The organism is Providencia sp. PROV255, assembly GCF_028478065.1.
Lineage (GTDB): Bacteria > Pseudomonadota > Gammaproteobacteria > Enterobacterales > Enterobacteriaceae > Providencia > Providencia rettgeri.
The window spans coordinates 259,398-280,243 of sequence record NZ_JAMPMI010000006.1 but is presented as its reverse complement, the minus strand read 5'-3'; the positions used below and the strand labels follow the sequence as shown (position 1 = coordinate 280,243).

Here is a 20,846-nt window from a genome sequence, read left to right as displayed (position 1 = left end):
TATGACTCAACTTAAATACAATTAAATTTTAATGAAAATTAATATAACGCATAATCCCTATGCTTTAATGGAATTTTAATTAGCTATTTTTAATTTTATCTATAGTCTATTTTAGGGATATTTATGAAACATTCTACCAATCATTCTATCACTCATCCTATGATGAGAGTTAAGCCACTCTTTTTAAGTGTGTCTGTTATTTTAGGATCGATATCTATTGCTCACGGAGCAGTTGTTAATACCAATGGTGCTGGCGTAATAAATCAAAGTAATGGTCCTACTATCGTTCACATTAAAGGCGCAAGTGACAAAGGTGTTTCACACAACATTTATAGCCAATTTGATGTTGACCAAAAAGGGGTTATTTTAAATAACAGTACAGCCAACACGAATACCACTTTAGGGGGCCAAATTAATGGCAACTTAAATTTAAATAATGGTAATGGCCCTGCAAAAGTTATTTTGAATGAAGTTAATTCAAATAAAGCAAGTACTTTAGGCGGTATGATTGAAGTCGCTGGTGATAAAGCGCAAGTTATTGTTGCTAACGCATCAGGCATCACATGTAATAACTGTGGATTTATTAATACCGATCGGGTGACTTTAACAACAGGTAAGCCAATTGTTGCTGGTGGTGAAGTTCTTGGCTATAACGTTGAAAAAGGTCAGATTATTATTAATAGCCGCTTACAGTCAGATTCCCCTACTGATATTATCGCTCGCTCTGCAGTGATCCGTGGAGACATTCGCGCCAAAGAAATTAATGTTGTAGCAGGCAATAACTTTGTTGATGCAAAAGGTAATTACATTACCAAGGTACAAGGAGTTGGGTCTGCCACGCGAATCGGTGTTGATGTCGCGGCTATGGGAGGGATGTATGCCAATAAAATTACGCTAGTTTCCACGGAAAGTGGAACCGGTGTTTCTAATAACGGAAACTTAATTGCCGGAACTGGTGGAGTTAACATTGATTCAACGGGATTAGTGTATAACCAAGCAGGAAAAATGAATGCCAATGGTAATATCAATATAAAATCCAATGGGTTATATAATACAGCAACTATTGTAGCGAATGGTGATGTTGATATTAATGCACAAAACTCAGTTCTGAGTAATGTGAATGGACAGATTAAGTCTAATGATGGCAATCTCAAACTGGCTTCAGCTACGAGTGTTGATAACCGAAGTGGTATTATTCATGCTCAGCAAGACATGAACATCGCGACTGCAAATATTGTTAACACTAACGGTTCAATTAAAACTAATCGTGGAAATATTGCAATTCGTGCGACAGGTAAGATTGACAATAACTATACCCTACGTAATAACGTCATTAATGTAGACGAACGAGGAATTCGAGCAGGTGGTGATTTATCAATTGATACGACAACACTTGCAAATAATAACTCTACGTTATCAGGCCGTGATATCACAATAAATGCCCGTAATATTGTCGCGAATGATAATAGCTCGCAGATTCTAGCTAAAAGAAAAATCGATATCGATTCTGTTACGTTACAAAACAATAATTCACTGATTAAATCCACCAATGGACAGACCAATATCACCCTATCAAGTAACCTAGTAAATAACGGTTATGCTGCAATCGATAGTGGAAAGGCATTGAATATCAAAGCTAACATCATTTACAACCAAGGTTCACTCGCTTCGGGCGCAGGTAAATCAAAATTTGATCTTTATTCTCTTAATAATCAGTATGGATTTATCAAAGCCAATAACTTAGACATCAAAACCACCCATTTAGGTAATGGGAGAGGCTTAATCACTGCAGATTCAAATGTGGTTGTTAATGCAACAAGTGTTGATAATAGCTACGCTAATGGGTTTAATAGTTACGCGAGTAAATTTGGTGTTGCTGGCCAAACGGGTGGGATCTACGCGAAAGATGGTTCAGCGACTATCAAAGCAAATAGCTTAAATAACTATTCTGGTGTTATTGCTGCTAATCAAACACAAAAAGCGCCAAACGTAGGTGACATTGATATTACATTAAGAAATGACCTTGATAACCGTTATGGTAAAATCCAAGGTACAAATAATGTCACATTAGATGTAAATAAGTTAAATAATACTTACTCTGGTACTGTTGACGCTGGTAAAGATTTAACTATCGATACCTTTACTCGTGTAGATAATAATAATGGTCGCTTAAGCTCAATGGGAACGACTAAAATTACAAGTCCTGTAATTTACAATAGCCCTTATGGGCAAATTCTAGGTTCCATGATTATCTTAAATACACCTAATTATTACTAGTTAGGTAAAATAAGGAGGCAAATAGCCTCCTTATTTACTCCAAAGCAGAGTGTCAACAATATAATAAATAGAATTATTTTAGCACCATTAATGTTCCTTAAGCTACTTTAATTATTGCTCATATTAACAGTAAATAGAAGCGTTCTAAATCCAAGTAAAAATACCTATTCAATTTAATATAGAGCATTCTTTACTCATTGATTTTATTGGAGATAAATAAGCCACCATAGAATGAATTATATTGGTTGTATTTTCAGTAACAAACCCCAAAAGTATTTATACTAACTCAATCAGTTTAATTGATTTTTATTTCACATATATTTAAAGCATAATTAAAAATACTCAAAGGAAAAAATAACTTAATAATAGGTTTATTATAGGGATATAAATGAAAACCTTTTCAAAATAAAGCCCTGATGGCAAGTTAATAAGATAGTTCTGATAAAACATTGTTCATTAGCAATTTTCTTTATTATATTTCCTAACATAAAAATAACTTTAATATTTTTAAAAATTAATGTGGTGCACATGAATTTTCGATTTATTTTTTTATTGTCAACGCTATTACCTTTAGCTGTATCAGCTAATACCGCACAAATTATTGACCAACAAATCAATAATCAAGCTAGCCAAGATCGCTCTCGCCAACAACAGACTCAACTTGAAGCTAAAGATGCCTTAGGTAAAACCAGAGAACCCTCAAATAATATTTTAATTTTTGATGATGAGAAAGATTGTTTTGAAATGAAACAAGTAGTCTTACTTTCAGAACCTAAACTCCCCTCAATGAGACCTTTAGAAGCTTATGCAAGCCAAGTTGTCGGAGTATGTATCGGTATCAATGGAGTTGAAACCTTAGCAAAAGGCTTACAAGATAAAATAATTAAATCAGGTTACGTCACAACACGCGTTAATATTCCAGAACAAAACATCAGTGAAGGGACTTTAATGCTCCAAATTATTCCAGGTAAAGTTGCGAATGTTAAACTTGCCGAAGGCAGCGATACTTATATTACTTTAGGGGCAATTATGCCCGCTAAAGAAGGAGATATTCTAAATATTCGTGACATTGAACAAGGCCTAGAAAACCTTGAACGGATCCCTGGTGCGAAGGTGAATATTGAACTCGCACCAGGTAAAGAATTTTCCACCTCAGATATTTCCATACAACGAGAAAAGTCATCTCACTTTAATCTAGGAGGATATTACAATAACTCTGGAAGTCGCCAAACGGGTAAAGACCAAGTTGGAGTAACTCTGTATGCGAATAACCTAACGAGCTTAAACGATACCTTATATGTCTCCGCCGGAAAAAATGCAAAAAACCAAGCACGAAACAGCACCAGTAATGCTTCTATTTATTATGCTGTTCCCTATAATTATTGGCTTTTCTCATTGTACGCAAGTAAAAGTGACTATAAACAAACTATTAATGACTCTGTACTTAGCTATAAATATTATGGTGACAGTAAATATTATAACGCTACGGCCAGTAATGTTTTTTTGCGCGGCCAAACGTTTAAAGATACAGCGTCAATCCAATTGATTAAAAGAAAATCAAAATATAAGTTAGAGGATGTCAGCCTACTTTCCCAACAACGAGACCTTACCAGTCTTAAACTGGGTATTAGCCATCGTCAAAATATCAACAATTCTACCATTGATGCATCATTATACCATCAACGTAACGTACCTTGGTTTGGTGCCGAAGAAAGTTGGGATATGAAATATGGTGATGTCAGCACAATGAGCCGTGTTTATACTGCCGATATTTCGGGAATGTTCCCCTTCTCATTTGACAATTTTATTATGAGTTATAACCCACAACTGTTTGTACAATATTCACGCGACCGCTTAACTATTCAAGATCAATTTTCGTTAGGTAACCGTTGGACTGTTCATGGTTTCGATGAAGAGTTTTCACTGATCGGTGATAAGGGTTTTTACTTGCGAAATGAGTTTAACTTTTATATTCCTGGCTTTTCCTTTTATCCATACTACGCACTTGACTATGGCCGAATACTTGGAGGTATTTATCCGCTAGGTCTCTATTCTGATGACCAACTATTAGGAACGGCTATTGGTATGAGAGGTAATGTTAATATATTCAGCTATGACTTATTTTTAGGTGCACCACTTTATAAACCTGATGAATATGAAACCAGTAGCGTCAATGCGGGGTTAAATGTGCAATGGTTTTGGTAAATTCATATCTTAAAATTTGATTACAGCTTAAAGCCGAATATCGCCCTTATATTCGGCTTTTTATTTTCATATAGATAATACCGATATTCTGTTATTTAATCTTATTTATCTTAATAAAATAAGATAAACAATAAATGTATTTATTTTATTATCACGCTATAACCCCAATTAATCTATTAAACCAACGTCACCCTTTGCGTTACTACTTTGTTGTTTTGTTGTTAATTATATGTTTATAGTTAATAGAAATTGAAAAATCCGAGAATACGAATATTCTCGGATTTCCACTTCACTCTAATCCATCAGAATTCAGGTATTACCTGTATTGCTTCCTATCAAATTCTTAGAAACGGTAACCCGCACCAAACATAAATACAAATGGGTCTAAACGAGTATCGATTTTGTGTGTGTCATTACCCGCTTTAAATTTCACATCCGTTTCAATATTCATCCACCAAACAGAGGCGTTTAACATCCAGTTATCAGTTAGCATGTAATCCATACCAGCTTGCGCTGCAAAGCCCCAAGAGCTTGATAAATCAAGGTCTGATAAGCCCGCACCTTTCCCTGTTGAGTTAAATTTCTCATCAAAGAAGAAGGTATAGTTAACACCTGCACCTAAATAAGGGCGTAATTTATCTTCTTTACTACCAAAGTAATATTGCGCCATTAAAGTTGGTGGTAAATGTTTAACAGTTGCAATTGTACCTAAAGGCCCTACGCCAACTTTGTGTTCAAACGGAGTTGCTGCTAATAATTCCACACCGATATTATCAGTGATCATATACCCAAACGTTAAACCTAATTGAGTATTGTTATTAACATCAAATGAACCTAAACCTAATACATTTTCAGAACCTGCATTTGGGCGTACCGTTGCAGTACCTGTACGGAAAATAAAGTCGCCAGCTTCATGAGCAATAGAAACTGCTGGAGCTAAAGTTGCAGCAGCTAATACAAGCGCAGTGAGTTTTTTCATTATCAATCCCATTCCTGTGTTTTTATTTTAGGAAAATATACCTTATTATTTAAATTGATGTTCAAATCAAGATCACATCTTTTACTAATTTAGAGGTAAACCAATAAATATGGATTTATTATTTCATTTATTATTTTTTAAATTTTGATTTAAATCAATTTTTGGAAGATAACTAACAAAATAAAAATTTGATTTCGAAATATATATATTTATTTCGAAACTTAAACATATATTAAAAATACAACTTATATAGTTTCATTTCTTTGGCTAATTAAATTCAATCATTATGTCCATTATATTTGTCTTAACCTCCCGAATTTTATTATCTTTCTCTACCTCTAGGCGTGATACTCGGTTACAATTGGCATAAATTTTTGATCCCGTTTGTAGATAGGAGCAGTGTCATGTCCATTTCGGCCAACTCACTCATTAGTGATAGTATCAATTTCTTTAAAAATCAATTGAGTGGCCTCTTCACCATCGTGCTTTTAGCCACCGTAGTGAGCCTCGTTATCTATGCGGTGATGATCCCAAGTGAACAGATGATAGGTGTTCTGGCACAAGCACAAAGCCAGATGATTGAATCTGGTAATTCGGGGTTACAAGACTGGATTTTAGGTCTATCTGAAGAAGATAAAAGTAGTATTTTGCGTGTTTCTTTCGGGTTGATCCTCTCCGTCACTTTTGGAAGTTTGTTCCTTATTTGTGGTACATTGTCCTATATCTCTGGTATGTCTCGCGGTGAAGATATGACAGGGCTACAGGCAATAACATCATCACTGAACAAAGCACCTTCTATGTTCCTTCTATTGGTCGTCTGTTCTCTGCTTATCCAGTTAGGTATCACAATTATGGTTCTACCTGGTATTGTCTTAGCCATTGGTTTTTCCTTAGCACCAGCGATTTTAATAACAGAACGTACCAACCCTTTCAGTGCGATGGGAAAAAGCTGGAAAATGGCTTATGCGAATTGGCGTGTTGCCTTACCGATGATTTTAATTTGGATGGCGGCTCAAATACTTATTAGTCTTCTATTGGGTAACCTTAATATGAATCATATTGTTATTAATGGCATCTCTTTTTTACTCAATAATGTTGTAGCGGCATTCGCTTTAATTTACTTTTATCGTTTATATATGCTAATCACTAAAAATTGATTTATTGATTTTCAGCTGATAACCCAAAGCGGGAAAACAACGCTTTATCCCGCTTTGGCAACAACTTCAAGTATCGAAAGATACCTTTTTATTTACATTATTTTTTAAGCATTATCTGAGCGAATATCCATCGGTGTAATTCGACTTTCACAATCATGTTCCAATATACCGAAATCTTTTTGGCACTCTTGTGCTTTTCTTTCTTCAACGCATTTCATTTGAATTTGTTGCTTACTTTGAATTAAACGGATTGCAAAATAGATATCCGGTACCACTAATAAGTCATCATCTGAACGATTGATTTTATTTTGTTCTAGCCAACGATTAAGCGACGTTCTGCGCCCTGCTAATACTAAAGTTACCCCTTTCGCCTTCAAAGATGTCACAATATCATTTAACGTGGAAAATACGCTCACATCATTGTGTGTGAAGCTGACGGCAGCATCCACAATCACCCAAGCAGGCCTCTTCCGTTGATTATCTAAATGTTTATTTAAACGTTCTTTAAAGTAATTCACATTGAAATAGGTAAGCGGAGAATTGAAACGATAAATCAGGACGCCATCAACTTCTTGAATATCATTTTCTGATGTCATCGAGTGCAACATACCATGTTCATCAACGCCTAGTAGTTGATCTGTAGGTCTAAATATAATTCGGATAAACTGCAACAAACCTAATAGAACAGCTAAGCCTACACCACTAATCAAACCAACCACCAGCACTGCACATAGCGTGAAAATACATAAGAAAAAAGCTTCTCTATTGCGTTTTCGCATTGATAAAATACTGCGAAAACTGAGTAATGAATACGTTGAAATAATCAAAACTATCCCTAAAGCAGGCATTGGGATATATTCCAATAAATTCATAGAAAAAAGTAAAACCGCTAAGATGGTTATTGCGGCAACAAGGGAAACTAATTGCGTTTTCCCCCCCATCATATCATTCACCGCAGTACGGCTACTCGCAGCACTAACAGCAAAACCCTGACCAAAAGCAGAAGCAATATTTGCCATACCTAACGCTTTTAGTTCTTGGTCTGCATCAACGGTATAACCGTTCTTGCTCGCAAAACTACGAGCCGTCATCATAAAGCTAACAAAACTGATCACAGACAAGTTTAATGATGGAATGACAAGGTCTCGAAGTAAGCCAGGTGGAAAATCAGGCATTGGGATATACGGAAGCCCTTCACCTAAATCCCCAACCGTACTAATTCCATATTGTTCGAGATTAAATAGGATACTTGCTGCTGTGGCCAACACCATTGCAATTAATAGCGATGGCCACTTGCTACGCACTCGCTTAATCAATAGAGTAATGACCAATGTTGCAATGGCAACTAATAATGTCGGAATATGTGTTTCCACTAACGCTAATGGTAATGCTATTAAGCGTTCAATAAACCCTGAAGGTAACGTACTGATACCAAATACTTTACTAATTTGGCTGACGATAATAGTGAGAGCAACCCCATTTAATAAGCCCTGTAATATCGGTCTGGATAAAAAATCGGCAAAGGTCCCTAAGCGAAATTTTGCTGCAATCAAACACCAAACCCCAGTCATAAAACTCATGACAATAATCAGCTGCCAACGAACAGTTTCATCCCCCATGGCAAGAGGTGCGACTGCGGCTGCAATTACAGCACATGTAGCGGCATCAGGACCGATAATCAATTGTTTAGACGTACCAAACAATGCATAAAAAAACATCGGTAAAATACACGAGTATAACCCGACAATTGCATTCACACCCATTAACTCAGCATAGGCAATAGCAACGGGCAAGGCAACAGCAGCGACAGATAGGCCAGCTTTAACATCAGAACCTAAATCTGAACGTTGATAGTTAAATAACGTTTTTAAACCTGGCATCCAGACAAATAGCTTTGCCTTTATCATCGGGGAAAAGTACCTATAAATTAGCAAGTTAAATTATTTTATATACTATATATATCCGAACTAATAAAGTTTATCTAGAAGTAAGTCAAATAATCGTAAAATAGTGCAAATATGATTGGTAACAAAGCATGTTTATTGGTAAAAAGGTGCAAACTTTTAACAATTAAAGCCAAAATCGGTTAAACTACTCCATTATCTTTACGTTGAGGCGCTGTATTCACTGTTATGAAACAACTTATTGATTTTATTCCTTTGATAATCTTTTTTATTGTCTATAAAAGATACGATATTTTCTATGCGAGTGGCGCATTAATGGTGACCACTCCTTTAGCGTTATTAGCAACTTATCTTATTTATAAGAAAGTTGAAAAAGTTGCAAAAATTACCTGTGCAATCGTAATGGGTTTTGCGGCTTTAACTCTTATTTTCCATAGTGATGCATTCATTAAATGGAAAGTCACTATTATCTATGCTGCATTTGCTGGTGCATTACTCTTTAGCCAATGGTTTACTGAAAAACCACTCATTCAGCGCATGTTAGGCAGTAACCAAGAAATAAAACTTGCAGATAGTTATTGGAATAAACTTAATAGTGCATGGGCTATTTTCTTTATTTTCTGTGCACTTCTGAATATTTATGTTGCTTTCTGGATGGCTCAAGATATCTGGGTTAACTTCAAAGTCTTTGGTCTAACAGCAGGAACATTAATATTTACAGTACTGAGTGTGGTCTATATTTTTAAAAATATGGTTAAAGAGCCTGTAGAAAAACACGAAGAATAATTTATAAATAGAGTTAAAAACCTGCTAATTGCATCTCGCTTAGCAGTTTTTTTTATATGTTAATAGCGCTTGTCACCAAATGCTTTTTCAATTTTTTTATCTGTATTGTACTGTGATAGTGCATATACCGACCAAATGGCGGCTGGTAACCAACCAATCAACGTGATCTGCAAAATTAAGCAAATAATCCCAGCAAAGGGGCGCCCTATCGTAAAAAATTGCAACCAAGGTAATAATATTGCCAATAACAATCTCATTTCATACCTCTAAATTAATCAATAATATTCATATTACTGAGTATAGCTAATTCAATCAGTTGACTAAATATAAAAAACACTTCTTGCTTTTTCTTTGCAAAAGTTGAGCTTTTTATCATATTTAGAAGCCGTTTATTAATAATAGATATCATATTTGTCTTATTTTTGCAGCAATTCACTCAAATAGTCATTATCAATCAATAACTACGAGGTTCAGGTTTACTATTACCTATGTAATTTGCTATAAATGCAAAATCAAAAGTAATAACCCTTTTAATAAGAGTCTGATATGCAATTGCCGAACGGTGAGTTGGTTTTACGTACATTAGCCATGCCCGCAGATACTAATGCGAATGGTGATATTTTTGGTGGCTGGCTGATGTCACAAATGGATATAGGTGGGGCTATATTAGCGAAAGAAATTGCGCTAGGACGAGTAGTTACTGTAGCGGTAAATGGGATTAAATTTCAAAAGCCTGTTGCCGTCGGTGATGTTGTTTGTTGCTACGCACGCTGCCTAAAAACAGGGAAAAGCTCAATTACAATTAATATTGAAGTTTGGGTAAAAAAAGTAGCAACCGAGCCCGTTGGCCACCGCTATCGTGCAACTGATGCTGTATTTACCTATGTTGCCGTTAATGACGATAGTACCTCTCGTTCATTACCCAAAGAAAAGCAGCATTTTCAATTAGCCAGTTCTGAGCAACACGCAGACTAAACTTTAATACCTATCTTAAAATATAAATAAAACAAAAAGCACCTCATTAATTAAAGGTGCTTTTTTATTTTGCAAGAAAAGAACACTTATACTTGGCTTACGGTTCCATCCAATTTGAAATAAATTTCGGTCACATAGCCTTTTGCAGGTTGCTTTTCAAAAGTCCAACGGTTCATAGCCCGTTTAACATCGCGCTCGAATAACCCTTTAGGTGAAGCTTCAACAAATTCAATATTTGTCACTCGCCCACCATCATCAATATCATAACGAACCTTCACATACCCTTCTTTACCTAAGCGACGTGCGCGTTCAGGATAGGAAGGAGCTTGTTTATGCAGAGCCCTAGGGCCACCCTTTTTGGTTGATTGACTATTACTTGCCCCAGTATTGTTAGCTGTCTTTATTGGGTTGTTATTCGTTTTCGGTGCAGTAACATCTGATTTTAGGTTATTCATAGCCAATTGCTTTTCAACCGGCTTAACATCTTCTTTAATCTTTTTCTTTTCTTCCTGTTTTGGCTTAGGTTTTTTCTTCACCTCAGGTTTTTTCTTAGGTAATGCAATAACGGGTTCAACCACCGGTTCAGGCTCTGGCTCAATAACGGGTTCAGGTTCTGGCTCTACCGGTGTTTCAACCTGCTCAACAGGTTCAGAAGCAGGTTCAGGGGCAGCAAAAGCAACCATAGCAATCGTCAATGGCTCAGGATCTCTAGCCAAATTAGGTTGATTAAAAATCCATGCCATTGCAAGGCCTGCATGAATAGATAATGAAATGACGATAATTAAAGTCCAACGCATCCAACGCATATGCAATTTCTACCCTACACCTGTCTACCAAAAAGAATATGACTGATAGTTTAAATGCAAATAGCAATCATATTCAATAAGGTTTGTCATACAAAGTGAAAAATGTGAGTGCGCGCTGTAATAACCTTACTCAATCCATTGGGTAAAAAGCAGGGAATGTCGACGATGGTAAATATCAATTTTACGCATTGCATAGATGCGCATGTTTCGCCTTGAATGCCCTTCTAGCCAGCGTCTGCGGCGGCGTAGGGATTGTCTTAACATACGCCAACGCCCTACTTCATGCCTACTACGTCTCATTTAATTGTGTCCTTTAATCGTCTAAAAATTATTAGAAAAAAATATTATATTCCTTTGAAAAAAAGAACCAAGAGGAACTTTTTATATACGCTTAGAGTACAATATTTAATTTCACAACAATAATATCACCTTACACAATCATTTTTTCCTTACGAATTACTCTATTTCACGAAGCTTTTACTGCAGAATTTTGCTAAATTCTATTAAGTTGATATTTTACTAATAGTTTTTTTAGCTAAACTATCTTTTTTTGAACCTTTTTTCTTATCAGTGAGGCATCTGACCCGTTATGGCAACCGTCTATACACTTATGAGTTGGCTTTTGTTCTTCCTATATTGGCTAATTATTGCAGCAATTACAGTCCGCATCTTAGTCAAAAGAAGGCCGGTCACCTCAGCCATGACATGGCTCCTGATCATTTATATCCTGCCATTAGTCGGTATTATTGCGTATGTCGCCTTCGGTGAACTTCACCTCGGTAAACGTCGAGTTGATAAAGCTCATGATATGTGGCCTTCTGTCGCAACATGGTTAGAAAATCTACGAAATTCAAAACATATCTTTGCCACTGATAACAGCCCCGTCGCTGAGCCATTATTTCAATTAGTTGAAAAACGCCAAGGCATTGCTGGGGTTAAAGGTAATAGGATTCAACTTTTAACCACTTGTGAAGATTCATTAAAAGCGATAGTCAATGATATCAATAATGCTCAGCACTCAATTGAAATGGTCTTCTATATTTGGCAACCGGGTGGTTTAGTTGACGGAGTTACCGAAGCATTACTCAACGCTGCAAAACGAGGTGTTAAATGCCGTATTATGGTGGACTCTGCAGGAAGTTGGCACTTTTTCCGTAGTGATTATCCCGAAAAAATGCGTGCTGCAGGCATTGAGTTTATAGAATCACTAAAAGTTAATTTGATGCGTTTCTTCCTGCGTCGAATGGATTTACGTCAACATCGTAAAATAGTCGTTATCGATAACTATATTTCATATACAGGTAGTATGAATATGGTTGACCCTCGTTATTTTAAACAAGATTCAGGGGTTGGTGAATGGGTTGACATTTTAGTGCGTATGGAAGGCCCAGTGAGTACCACGTTAGGTATTGTGTATGCTTTTGACTGGGAGATGGAAACTGGCCAACGCGTACTTCCACCACCGCCTGATAGTAATATTATGCCTTTTGAACAAGCGAATGGGCATACAACACAAATTATCGCCTCCGGCCCTGGCTTCCCTGATGAGTTGATTCAACAATCGCTGATGACCGCCATGTTTTCTGCACGCAAACAACTGATCATGACGACTCCTTATTTTGTGCCTAGCGATGACCTTTTACATGCAATTTGCACGGCAGCAATGCGGGGTGTTGATGTCAGTATTATTATGCCAAGGCAGAATGACTCATTCCTTGTCCGCTGGGCAAGCCGTTCATTTTACAGTGAATTATTAGCTGCCGGTGTTAAGATTTACCAATTCGAAGATGGCTTATTGCACACCAAGAGTGTATTAGTTGATGGCGAGCTCAGCCTAGTTGGCTCAGTCAATCTTGATATGCGCAGTTTATGGCTCAATTTTGAAATCACCGTGGTCATTGACGATAAAAGTTTTGGTAGCGATCTCACGTTAGTTCAGTATGATTATATTGCGCGGTCAACACGTTTAGAAATCGAAGAGTGGGAACAACGCCCTTTCTGGAACCGTGTCGTTGAACGCATTTGTTACTTCTTTAGTCCATTGTTATAAATTTAGTTTATTAGGAAAGGTCATGACTGAAATACAAAACACACCGTTAATCGATGAAGATGACATCATTGAAATCGCTTATGACCTTTTTCTTGAAGGGGCAATGGATAATTTAGAACCCGCTGACCAGTTAATTTTTGCTTTGCAGTTCGAAGAGTTAGGTGCTGCAGAAATTGTCCCCTTTAGTCATAACTGGCAAGATATTATTAATAATAACATTGAATTAGCGCAGTTTAGTGAAGTGGTTATCGGGTTAGCTCAAACCCCTGATGCCGAGCTAGAAGATATCTTTGCTCGCATATTAATTAGCCGCCACCCTTCTAAACCGTTTCACCATATTCTGTGGAAAAAATAGGAATATCACTATTCAGATTATTCGATAAAAAAACAGAGCACTTGGCTCTGTTTTTAATTTGTTGGGCATCTATAACAAACTAAAGAGGGTCAATTTTCAAACAAGACACCGCATGTTTGAAACTCCCTTCTAATAATGGCCTAGTTTTTGCGCACTCGTCATCGGCTAATGGGCAACGGGTTCTAAATACACAGCCTGAAGGCGGATTAATTGGCGATGGCAATTCACCTTCTAAAAGCTCTATCACCTTATTTTTTTCTTTATCGGGATCAGGAACTGGCACCGCTGACATCAATGCGCGTGTATAAGGGTGTAGTGGGTTATTATATACCTCATCATAGGTACCAAGCTCCACGGCATGCCCCAAATACATCACTAACACGCGGTCAGAAATATGCTTAACAACCGCCAAATCGTGTGCGATAAATATGAGAGATAATTTCATTTCACGTTGTAATTCTTGCAATAAATTAACAACTTGCGCTTGAATTGACACATCTAATGCAGAAACGGGCTCATCGCAAATTACCAATTTAGGTTCCAAAATCAATGCCCTTGCGATACCAATACGCTGACATTGCCCTCCGGAAAATTCATGGGGATAACGGTTAATTAAGTTTGGTAATAAACCAACCCGCATCATCATTTTTTTCACTTTTTCTGTGATTTGTGATGGCGGCATTTTAGGATGATATGTTTTTAATGGTTCGGCAATAATATCACCAATGGTCATTCGCGGATTAAGAGAAGCCAATGGATCTTGGAAAATCATTTGGATATCACTGCGAACACTGCGCCACTCTTTAGCGGTTTTACCTAATAAGTTCTGCCCAAGCCAACTTACAGTACCATCAGTCGCTTTCACTAACCCAATGAGCGCTCGAGCAAAAGTAGATTTTCCACACCCCGACTCCCCAACCACGCCTAATGTTTCACCTTCATATAAACGCAGTGTAACGCCGTCGACAGCTTTGAGGCTTTTGTTTGGCTGCCAAAACCACTGTTTTTTGTCTCTAATCTCAAAATGGACTTTAAGATCATTCACTTCTAACAATACTGGTCTATTTTCATGGGTACTCATACCAACTCCTCCAGCGGTTTAAAGCAGGCACGTAACCGCGTTTGACCAAAAGTGGTTAATGCAGGTTCTTGTTCAACACATTGCTGAACGGCGTATTGGCAACGAGGTGAAAATGGGCACCCTTTAGGTAAACGTAGTAAATTAGGCGGGTTACCTGGAATGGTCGCTAAACTCTCGTCATCCCCATCAAGGCGAGGAACGGCAGCTAACAAGCCAAGTGAATATGGATGAGATGGCTGATAAAAAATATCCTTAGCGGTACCATACTCCATCGTGCGTCCCGCATACATTACGAGAACTTTATCACATACCCCAGCGACGACCCCAAGGTCGTGAGTAATCAAAATAATCGCAGTATCAAACTCGTGTTTTAACTCATTGAGCAAAGTCATAATTTGCGCTTGCACTGTCACATCAAGTGCCGTCGTAGGTTCGTCAGCAATTAACAACTTGGGTTGGCACAATAATGCCATTGCAATCATGACTCGTTGTCTCATTCCTCCTGAAAATTCATGTGGATACATATTCATCCGCTTACGTGCTTCAGGCATTTTAACTGCATCTAACATACGAACTGATTCTTCGAAAGCCTCCCTTTTACTCATGCCTTTATGTAACATGAGAACTTCTGACAGCTGTGTACCAATTTTCAAATAAGGATTCAATGATGTCATTGGGTCTTGGAAGATCATTGAAATTTCTTCCGCTCGCATCCGATTTAATTCTTTTTCTCTTAAATTCAAGATCTCACGGCCGTTAAATATAGCAGAGCCATTAATCTTGCCATTTTTGGCAAGCAAGCCCATCAGAGCAAAAGCTGTTTGTGATTTTCCTGAACCGGATTCACCAACAATTCCTAGCGTTTCCCCCGCACTTAATTCAAAGTTCAATTTATTTACGGCGGTAACGTCACCATCTTGGGTCGCAAATGTCACGCTGAGATCTTTCACGGATAACAGAGGGCTTTTCATTGGGTTATTTGACATATTATTCCCTCTAGCGATCTTTCGGGTCGAGCGCGTCACGCAGCCCGTCACCGATGAAGTTAAAACAAAATAACGTAATGACTAAGAAACCTGCGGGGATCAGTAGCAACCATGGTGTGACCTCCATTGAGTTAGCTCCATCACTTAATAAAGCCCCCCAACTACTTAATGGCTCTTGTGTGCCTAAACCTAAAAAGCTTAAGAATGATTCAAACAAAATCATACTTGGAACTAATAATGAGGCATACACCACGACGACACCTAAAACGTTAGGAACAATATGACGTAAAATAATCTGTCGTGTACTAACGCCACAAACCAATGCCGCCTCAATGAATTCTTTGCGCTTTAATCCGAGTGTTTGCCCGCGAACAATACGCGCCATATCCAACCACGACACCATCCCAATGGCCACAAAGATCAGTAAGATATTGGTACCAAACAAGGTCACTAAGAGGATCACAAAAAACATAAATGGGAAGGAGTTTAAAATTTCTAATATCCTCATCATGATGGAATCCACTTTTCCACCCACATAGCCAGCTAATGAACCATATAAAGTTCCTACCACCACGGCAACTAGCGCAGCTGCAACGCCCACCATTAAGGAAATACGCCCACCAATCGCGACACGCACTAATAGATCTCGGCCTGAAGCATCTGTGCCAAAATAATGTCCAGTTGCCATATCAGGTGGCATTGACATCATTTCCCAGTCGGTATCATCGTACAAAAACGGCGATAACATGGGAGCAAAAATGACAAACAAAGTAATTAAAAATAAGACACATAAGCTGAAAATTGCCGCACGGTTGTGCATAAAACGGCGCCTTGCGTCTTGCCATAAACTGCGCCCTTCAATATCGAGCTGCTCTGAAAAATTCGCCAGAGCTTCACTATTTTTTTGATTCGATAGCATCGTGTTTCTCCGACTTAGTAACGAATTTTAGGGTCAATAACTGCATACAAAACATCGACAATTGCATTAAATGTAATTGTCAGTACCCCAACTAAAATCGTTAAGCTCAATACCAGTGAATAATCACGATTAAGTGCACCATTAACAAAGAGTTGGCCGATCCCTGGTAACCCAAAAATAGTTTCAATTACCATTGACCCGGTAATAATCCCCACAAAGGCGGGCCCCATGTATGAGAGTACGGGAAGCAACGCTGGTTTGAGTGCATGGCGTAAAATGATAGTTCTTAGCGGTAACCCTTTTGCTCGAGCAGTACGAATAAAATTAGAATGCATAATTTCGATCATCGAACCACGTGTAATACGGGAAATACTGGCGATATAAGCTAATGAAAGCGCAACCATGGGGAGCACCATATGTTTTAGGTTTCCTCCATCCCAACCACCGCCAGGAAACCATTTCAAATGAATGGCAAAAATCAGCACCAATAACGGTGCGACAACAAAGCTTGGGATAACAACTCCCGTCATGGCAAACCCCATGACTGTAAAGTCCCATTTGGTATTTTGGTTTAGTGCGGCTATCACCCCTGCGGATACCCCAAACAAAACAGCAACAATAAATGCCGTTGCCCCTAATTTTGCTGAGACCGGAAATGCTTTAGCAACTAAATCATTAACACTGTAATCCTTGTATTTAAATGATGGACCAAAGTCACCTTTGGAAAGCTGAATTAAATAATTAAAATACTGCTTATACATTGGGTCATTTAAATGATATTTAGCTTCAATATTTGCCATCACTTCCGGTGGCAATTTCCGCTCGCCAGTGAACGGACTCCCTGGGGCTAATCGCATCATAAAAAATGAAATGGTAATCAAAACCAAAAGAGTCGGGATGGCTTCTAACAACCGACGAAAAATAAATTTCAACATCGCTCTTTCCTACTTCTATTGCCTAAATAGGCGAATATCTGGCTCCAATAAATGGAGCCAGAGCAACTGTATTAGTGTTTAATAATGTATAAATCTTTTGTATGCAGGTTATCTAATGGGTCTTTGCCACTATAACCACCGACATAAGGTTTCACTAAACGCGTGTTAACATAGTAGTAAAGAGGAACAATACCGGAGTCTTTATCGAGTAATTTTTCGGCTTGTTGATAGAGTTCTGCACGTTCATCATCTGTTTTGACTTGCAATGTTTTTTTCATCACCGCATCAAAATCTGTATTTTTATAATGAACCGTATTATTACTGCTGTAGGAAAGTAACATATTCAGGAAGGAAGAAGGCTCGTTGTAGTCGGCACACCAGCCTGCACGCGCGACATCATAGTTACCTTGATGTCGGCTATCTAAGAAGGTTTTCCACTCTTGGTTCTCTAGTTTCACTTGCGCGCCAATATTTTTCTTCCACATAGAAGAAGCTGCGATGGCAATACGCTTATGTAAGTCTGAAGTATTATACAATAGATTGAATTTTAATGGGTTGGCTTTGTTATATCCCGCTTCTTCTAGCAACTGTTTCGCTTTTTCATTACGCTGCTCTTGGGTCATATTCGCATACCAATCCGGTTTTTCTGTTTTCATACCGCTGGTAAATGGTGGTGTGAAACCATATGCAGGAATATCCCCTTGCGCTTTGACCTTATATGTAATCGTATCTCTATCCATAGATAGCTTTAACGCTTCACGAACACGAGGGTCATTAAACGGCGGTTTTTCATTATTAATTTCATAATAGTAAATACAGAGATACGGGTTTACACGTAACTCATTCGGCATATTTTGTTGTAAGCTTTTAAACTGCTCGATAGGTAAGTTACTGTATGTCATATCAATTTCACCACTTCGATAGCGGTTAACATCAGTGACTTCTGAAGAAATAGGTAAAAATGTAACTTGATCAATAACCGTATTCGCATTATCCCAATAGCTTGGGCTACGTTCTAATACAATGCGCTCGTTTACCGTCCAATCTTTTAATTTATATGCCCCATTCCCCACAAAATTCTGTGGCTGCGTCCATTTAGCGCCATGTTGTTCAATGACTTTTTTATTGACTGGCGACATAGATGAGTGCGCTAATAATTTAGGAATATAAGGGACGGCTTCACTCAGTGTAATAACTAGGGTTTTATCATCAAGGGCTTTAATACCAAGTTCTTCCGGCTTTTTCTTACCCGCAATAACATCGTCAATATTCTGGATGTGAGCATATTGCAAATAACTTGCATAAGGCGATGCGGTATCAGGGTCAGCCAATCGTCGCCAACTATACACAAAATCCTCTGCCGTGACAGGGTCACCATTAGACCACTTAGCGCCATCACGAATTTTAAATGTCCACTCTGTAAAATTTTTATTTTCCCAGCTGGTTGCCGAACCAGGTAAAATTTCACCATCAGGCCCCACTATAGTGATCCCTTCGAAAAGATCTCTCGCTAAAGCGGATTCAGGCACCCCTTCAATTTTATGTGGGTCCAAAGATTGAGGTTCTGAACCATTATTACGAACCATTACCTGTTTTTCTGCCAGTTCAACACCAGCAGGAACCGTTGCAGCAAAACTTGTTGCTATAGAGCCCATTGCTAACCCAGCCATTACGCTAAGTGCAATAATCGATTTATTGATTGATTTACTCATCTTATCGGTTACTCCCATATATATTATTATGATTGTGTGTTGATGCATGTTCACCTACGAGATGAACACTTTTTATAATTATTTAGATATTATTAATTAGGTTCATTTATATATAACCGTTTAATATCCGTATAATCAAGAGGGTCATTACCTTTAAATCCACTAACACTCGGTTTTATCATTCGAGCACTGACACGATAATAAACAGGAACAATAGCCGAATCCTTGTCTAGCAAAGCTTCCGCTTGTTGGTATATCGCATGACGAGATGAAGCATCTGGTGCAATTAACGCTTTCTCAAGTAAGGCATCAAAGTCCGGATTATTATAAAAAGAGGTATTATTACTGTTTTGAGACAGCATCATGTTCAAAAAGGCGGTTGGTTCGTTGTAATCTGCACACCATGTCGCCCTAGCAACATCGTAGTTTCCTTCATGACGACTTTGTAATGATGTTTTCCATTCTTGGTTTTGCAACGTAACTTGTGCGCCAATATTTTTCTGCCACATGGATGCCGCAACAATAGCTTGCTGCTTATTTTGATCTGAAGTGTTGTACAGTAATGCAAATTTCAATGGGTTTTCTTTGTTATAACCGGCCTGTGAAAGCAAATCTTTTGCTCGTTGGTAACGTTGCTCCGCCGATAAATTTGCCCAATTAGGTAATGTAAAATTGCCATTATTAATAAAGGTTGGCGTAAAGCCATAAGCGACTTTTTGCCCTTGCGCAATAATTTTGTTAGTGATTGTTTCTCTATCTAACCCTAGTTTTATAGCTTCACGCACCCTCGGGTCATTAAACGGCGCTTTTTGATTATTAATTTCGTAATAGAACGTACACAAATAAGGCCGAACATATAACTCATTAGGCCTTTCTTGCTGCATTTTTTTATATAAAACAGGTGGGATTGCAGAATTAGATATGTCAATTTCACCACTACGATAACGATTAATATCGCTCACTTCGGAACTAATCGCTAAAAAGGTCGCTTGCTCAATACGGCTATTCTGGTTATCCCAGTAAAATGGATTTCTTTTGACAACAATACGTTCATTTACCACCCAGTTATCCAATACGTATGCCCCGTTCCCAATAAAATTTTGAGGCTGGGTCCATTTATCGCCATGTCGTTGAATTGCAGATTTATTCACGGGTTTCATAGATGTATGGGAAAGCATATCTACAAAATAAGGCACAGGGTGGCTAAGCGTTACTTGTAAATGTTGCGGGTCAAGCGCCTTCACTCCCAGCGCTGTTGCTGGCATTTTCCCTGCTAAAATTGCATCTGCATTTAAAATATATGCATTTTGTAAGTAACTAGAGTAAGGCGAGCCGGTATTTGGGTCAGACAAGCGTTGCCAGCTATACACAAAATCTTCAGCGGTTACTGGCGAACCATCACTCCACTTTGCATCATCTCGTAAAGTAAAAATCCACGTGGTGAAATTTTCATTACTCCAACTCTTAGCAACACCAGGAACCGATTTACCGTCTACATCGGTATATACTAGACCTTCTAATAAGTTTAATATCACATTGCTTTCTGGCACCCCTTCCACTTTGTGGGGGTCAAGTGAAGTCACTTCTGAGCCATTGTTAATTGTAATAACCTGTTTTACTTTTTCTGTGGCACTTGCCTGTAACGTAACAAATAATAAAGAGAGTACACCAAAACCAAGTGTTGATTTGAACATCCTATCCCTCATGATTCATTGATGG

General features: G+C 38.0%; 18 protein-coding genes. 7 read left to right on the top strand and 11 right to left on the bottom strand.

From position 1 onward, the window contains the following. Positions 1 to 123: 123 nt before the first annotated feature. Positions 124 to 2,277, top strand: a complete 2,154-nt coding sequence (locus PR725_RS06685; protein WP_109913216.1) for a two-partner secretion domain-containing protein — start codon at positions 124 to 126, stop codon at positions 2,275 to 2,277. 528 nt (positions 2,278 to 2,805) lie between these two features. Next, positions 2,806 to 4,482 carry a ShlB/FhaC/HecB family hemolysin secretion/activation protein gene (locus PR725_RS06680; RefSeq protein ID WP_240105213.1) on the top strand — a complete coding sequence of 559 codons (1,677 nt, stop codon included), beginning with the start codon at positions 2,806 to 2,808 and terminating at the stop codon, positions 4,480 to 4,482. A 343-nt stretch (positions 4,483 to 4,825) separates the two neighbouring features. On the opposite strand, the gene ompW is transcribed toward PR725_RS06680, so the two are convergent. Beyond that, entirely contained in the window at positions 4,826 to 5,461 is a 636-nt protein-coding gene (gene ompW / locus PR725_RS06675; RefSeq protein ID WP_109913218.1) for an outer membrane protein OmpW, read from the bottom strand. Between the two features lie 404 nt (positions 5,462 to 5,865). Between ompW and PR725_RS06670 the strand changes: the two genes are divergently transcribed. Further along, entirely contained in the window at positions 5,866 to 6,618 is a 753-nt protein-coding gene (locus PR725_RS06670; RefSeq protein WP_272568211.1) for a YciC family protein, read from the top strand. A 104-nt stretch (positions 6,619 to 6,722) separates the two neighbouring features. Here PR725_RS06670 and PR725_RS06665 read toward each other — a convergent pair whose 3' ends face one another. Next, entirely contained in the window at positions 6,723 to 8,525 is a 1,803-nt protein-coding gene (locus PR725_RS06665) for a SulP family inorganic anion transporter (protein WP_004911111.1), read from the bottom strand. Between the two features lie 225 nt (positions 8,526 to 8,750). On the opposite strand from PR725_RS06665, the gene PR725_RS06660 reads away from it, so the two are divergent. Next, on the top strand, positions 8,751 to 9,308 hold the full coding sequence (locus tag PR725_RS06660; protein ID WP_109913220.1) for a septation protein A: 558 nt from the start codon (positions 8,751 to 8,753) through the stop codon (positions 9,306 to 9,308). A gap of 59 nt (positions 9,309 to 9,367) precedes the next feature. Here the strand turns inward: PR725_RS06660 and PR725_RS06655 are convergent, their stop codons facing one another. After that, on the bottom strand, positions 9,368 to 9,565 hold the full coding sequence (locus tag PR725_RS06655) for a YqaE/Pmp3 family membrane protein (protein ID WP_004911118.1): 198 nt from the start codon (positions 9,563 to 9,565) through the stop codon (positions 9,368 to 9,370). Between the two features lie 289 nt (positions 9,566 to 9,854). On the opposite strand from PR725_RS06655, the gene yciA reads away from it, so the two are divergent. Continuing rightward, complete coding sequence (yciA, locus tag PR725_RS06650; protein ID WP_004911119.1) at positions 9,855 to 10,283, top strand: acyl-CoA thioester hydrolase YciA; 429 nt, start codon at positions 9,855 to 9,857, stop codon at positions 10,281 to 10,283. An 86-nt stretch (positions 10,284 to 10,369) separates the two neighbouring features. Here the strand turns inward: yciA and PR725_RS06645 are convergent, their stop codons facing one another. Both PR725_RS06645 and PR725_RS06640 read right to left on the bottom strand, forming a co-directional pair. Beyond that, on the bottom strand, positions 10,370 to 11,089 hold the full coding sequence (locus PR725_RS06645) for a TonB family protein (RefSeq protein WP_004911122.1): 720 nt from the start codon (positions 11,087 to 11,089) through the stop codon (positions 10,370 to 10,372). 126 nt (positions 11,090 to 11,215) lie between these two features. Continuing rightward, positions 11,216 to 11,389, bottom strand: coding sequence for a YciY family protein (locus PR725_RS06640; protein WP_004254127.1), 174 nt, complete (start codon positions 11,387 to 11,389; stop codon positions 11,216 to 11,218). Between the two features lie 289 nt (positions 11,390 to 11,678). On the opposite strand from PR725_RS06640, the gene cls reads away from it, so the two are divergent. Both cls and PR725_RS06630 read left to right on the top strand, forming a co-directional pair. Beyond that, positions 11,679 to 13,139 carry a cardiolipin synthase gene (gene cls / locus PR725_RS06635; protein WP_117162234.1) on the top strand — a complete coding sequence of 487 codons (1,461 nt, stop codon included), beginning with the start codon at positions 11,679 to 11,681 and terminating at the stop codon, positions 13,137 to 13,139. Positions 13,140 to 13,161: 22 nt separating this feature from the next. Further along, positions 13,162 to 13,494: an HI1450 family dsDNA-mimic protein gene (locus tag PR725_RS06630; RefSeq protein WP_004911124.1), complete on the top strand. Its 333-nt coding sequence runs from the start codon at positions 13,162 to 13,164 to the stop codon at positions 13,492 to 13,494. Between the two features lie 79 nt (positions 13,495 to 13,573). On the opposite strand, the gene oppF is transcribed toward PR725_RS06630, so the two are convergent. From oppF to PR725_RS06600, 6 genes are all read right to left on the bottom strand, one after another. Then, positions 13,574 to 14,575 carry a murein tripeptide/oligopeptide ABC transporter ATP binding protein OppF gene (gene oppF / locus PR725_RS06625; RefSeq protein ID WP_110731958.1) on the bottom strand — a complete coding sequence of 334 codons (1,002 nt, stop codon included), beginning with the start codon at positions 14,573 to 14,575 and terminating at the stop codon, positions 13,574 to 13,576. After that, complete coding sequence (locus PR725_RS06620) at positions 14,572 to 15,561, bottom strand: ABC transporter ATP-binding protein (RefSeq protein WP_004911130.1); 990 nt, start codon at positions 15,559 to 15,561, stop codon at positions 14,572 to 14,574. The genes oppF and PR725_RS06620 overlap by 4 nt, the downstream gene beginning before the upstream one ends. Positions 15,562 to 15,571: 10 nt before the next feature. Continuing rightward, positions 15,572 to 16,480 (bottom strand): oligopeptide ABC transporter permease OppC, encoded by a 909-nt coding sequence (gene oppC / locus PR725_RS06615; protein ID WP_004911132.1) that lies wholly within the window; start codon positions 16,478 to 16,480, stop codon positions 15,572 to 15,574. A 14-nt stretch (positions 16,481 to 16,494) separates the two neighbouring features. Then, positions 16,495 to 17,415, bottom strand: coding sequence for an oligopeptide ABC transporter permease OppB (gene oppB / locus PR725_RS06610; protein WP_004254116.1), 921 nt, complete (start codon positions 17,413 to 17,415; stop codon positions 16,495 to 16,497). Positions 17,416 to 17,486: 71 nt separating this feature from the next. Further along, on the bottom strand, positions 17,487 to 19,127 hold the full coding sequence (oppA, locus tag PR725_RS06605; RefSeq protein ID WP_109913230.1) for an oligopeptide ABC transporter substrate-binding protein OppA: 1,641 nt from the start codon (positions 19,125 to 19,127) through the stop codon (positions 17,487 to 17,489). A 92-nt stretch (positions 19,128 to 19,219) separates the two neighbouring features. Beyond that, positions 19,220 to 20,833, bottom strand: a complete 1,614-nt coding sequence (locus tag PR725_RS06600) for an ABC transporter substrate-binding protein (protein ID WP_109913225.1) — start codon at positions 20,831 to 20,833, stop codon at positions 19,220 to 19,222. Between the last annotated feature and the right edge of the window lie 13 nt (positions 20,834 to 20,846).

Excerpts from the sequence above, each read along its gene's own strand:
- PR725_RS06685 (WP_109913216.1), top strand. The coding sequence starts at position 124 with ATGAAACATTCTACCAATCATTCTATCACTCATCCTATGATGAGAGTT.
- PR725_RS06680 (WP_240105213.1), top strand. The coding sequence starts at position 2,806 with ATGAATTTTCGATTTATTTTTTTATTGTCAACGCTATTACCTTTAGCT.
- ompW (WP_109913218.1), bottom strand. The coding sequence starts at position 5,461 with ATGAAAAAACTCACTGCGCTTGTATTAGCTGCTGCAACTTTAGCTCCA.
- PR725_RS06670 (WP_272568211.1), top strand. The coding sequence starts at position 5,866 with ATGTCCATTTCGGCCAACTCACTCATTAGTGATAGTATCAATTTCTTT.
- PR725_RS06665 (WP_004911111.1), bottom strand. The coding sequence starts at position 8,525 with ATGATAAAGGCAAAGCTATTTGTCTGGATGCCAGGTTTAAAAACGTTA.
- PR725_RS06660 (WP_109913220.1), top strand. The coding sequence starts at position 8,751 with ATGAAACAACTTATTGATTTTATTCCTTTGATAATCTTTTTTATTGTC.
- PR725_RS06655 (WP_004911118.1), bottom strand. The coding sequence starts at position 9,565 with ATGAGATTGTTATTGGCAATATTATTACCTTGGTTGCAATTTTTTACG.
- yciA (WP_004911119.1), top strand. The coding sequence starts at position 9,855 with ATGCAATTGCCGAACGGTGAGTTGGTTTTACGTACATTAGCCATGCCC.
- PR725_RS06645 (WP_004911122.1), bottom strand. The coding sequence starts at position 11,089 with ATGCGTTGGATGCGTTGGACTTTAATTATCGTCATTTCATTATCTATT.
- PR725_RS06640 (WP_004254127.1), bottom strand. The coding sequence starts at position 11,389 with ATGAGACGTAGTAGGCATGAAGTAGGGCGTTGGCGTATGTTAAGACAA.
- cls (WP_117162234.1), top strand. The coding sequence starts at position 11,679 with ATGGCAACCGTCTATACACTTATGAGTTGGCTTTTGTTCTTCCTATAT.
- PR725_RS06630 (WP_004911124.1), top strand. The coding sequence starts at position 13,162 with ATGACTGAAATACAAAACACACCGTTAATCGATGAAGATGACATCATT.
- oppF (WP_110731958.1), bottom strand. The coding sequence starts at position 14,575 with ATGAGTACCCATGAAAATAGACCAGTATTGTTAGAAGTGAATGATCTT.
- PR725_RS06620 (WP_004911130.1), bottom strand. The coding sequence starts at position 15,561 with ATGTCAAATAACCCAATGAAAAGCCCTCTGTTATCCGTGAAAGATCTC.
- oppC (WP_004911132.1), bottom strand. The coding sequence starts at position 16,480 with ATGCTATCGAATCAAAAAAATAGTGAAGCTCTGGCGAATTTTTCAGAG.
- oppB (WP_004254116.1), bottom strand. The coding sequence starts at position 17,415 with ATGTTGAAATTTATTTTTCGTCGGTTGTTAGAAGCCATCCCGACTCTT.
- oppA (WP_109913230.1), bottom strand. The coding sequence starts at position 19,127 with ATGAGTAAATCAATCAATAAATCGATTATTGCACTTAGCGTAATGGCT.
- PR725_RS06600 (WP_109913225.1), bottom strand. The coding sequence starts at position 20,833 with ATGAGGGATAGGATGTTCAAATCAACACTTGGTTTTGGTGTACTCTCT.